The 1,359-nt window shown below is 44.1% G+C and carries 1 protein-coding gene; it reads left to right on the top strand.

What is annotated here, in order from left to right:
• Positions 1-224 precede the first annotated feature (224 nt).
• Positions 225-1,181, top strand: a complete 957-nt coding sequence (locus GPL15_RS18130; protein ID WP_215700105.1) for an aminoglycoside phosphotransferase family protein — start codon at positions 225-227, stop codon at positions 1,179-1,181.
• Positions 1,182-1,359 lie beyond the last annotated feature (178 nt).

Below are 1,359 nucleotides of genomic sequence, written 5' to 3' on the forward strand. Positions count from 1 at the left end.
CAAGTTTTTTTGAGTTACTGGTAGTAAAAAAGGAAACTCCTTTTTTAACAAGGAATTTCCTTAAGTAAATGACATTGGTTATGAACAGTAGCACAAAGTTATGACATGAAATGAACTGTTTGACATTTCCATGCGTTACTATTAGAATGAAAAATGCTGGTTATGTAATTGTTCGCCTTAGGCGGAAAAGGCGCAATAAAGGTTGTTATGACAGAGGGGATAGTATGCGGAAAAACGAATATGACAAAAACGAGGTTTATATAACTGAATTGAAAACACTCATACAACGGGAGTACGGCCTTTCGGCTGCTTCCATTGTTCCAGCAAAACGTGGCTATTACGGTGAGACGTGGCGAGTGGATACGGGGGACGGCAGCTATTTTCTCAAGCTAGACGATTCCCCGCAGCACCAAACCAAGTATCGTAACAGCCTGGCGGTTGTAGATTACCTGTGTGCCAGCGGCATTAATTTTGCCGGTACAGTAGTCAAAACAAAGGCGGGAGAGCTGTATTCCACATTTGGATCCGCAGTTCTCGCAATTTTTGACTGGATTAACGGCGAAAACCATGAGACGGATGAGACAAAAATTCCGGAGTATGAAATGCTGTGTAAGGTATACGCCGTGTCAAAACCGGGATTTCATATCCCCAAAGCTGTGTTTTCCGCTGAAATCGCGTCAGACTTCTTTTCCCGGTGGGGGCAGCTTAAAACACAGGCGGCGAACGTCGAGGCCCAGAAGGTTTGTTTATTATTAGAGCAAAAGAGTGATTTGTTGCGCCATTATGCCGAACGGCTTCAGTATTTTGCAAAGTGTTGCGAGAAAGAGCAATCCAACTTTTTTTTCACGCATGGAGACGCGGGAGGAAATCTGCTTGTCGGCGAAAAGGCATATTACATTCCCGATTGGGATGAAGTCATGTACGCCCCGCCTGAAAGGGACGCGTGGGTTATGTGCTGCCACCAATGGGCAGTAGACCTGTTCAATAAAACCCTCTGTGAAAATAAGGTGGATTATGAGTTGCAGCCTCACCGCCTTGCTTTTTACTGTTATCACATGTTTTTCTACTATCTTGTTGAATTTTTGAAGGGTTTTACCAAAGGCGGCTTACAAAACGAAATGGAAGACTATTTTAATAGTTGGATTGTGGAACGCATGGAATACGCCGAAACCATTTCCTAGCATAAATTAAGTATCAATATTTTAAGATAGCCGTAAACTTCGCCTTATTGGGTAAAGACGCACTATTGTATTTAATTAGCCAGATCCAGAGAAAACCAGCAGAAAAGCGGGACGAGGGGGCGGACGGAAGGCCGGATTTTTGAAAGGGGCCTGGCGGAGGGGAAACTGTCGGTGATGA

The organism is Clostridium sp. MCC353 (genome assembly GCF_018785315.1).
GTDB lineage: Bacteria > Bacillota > Clostridia > Lachnospirales > Lachnospiraceae > CHH4-2.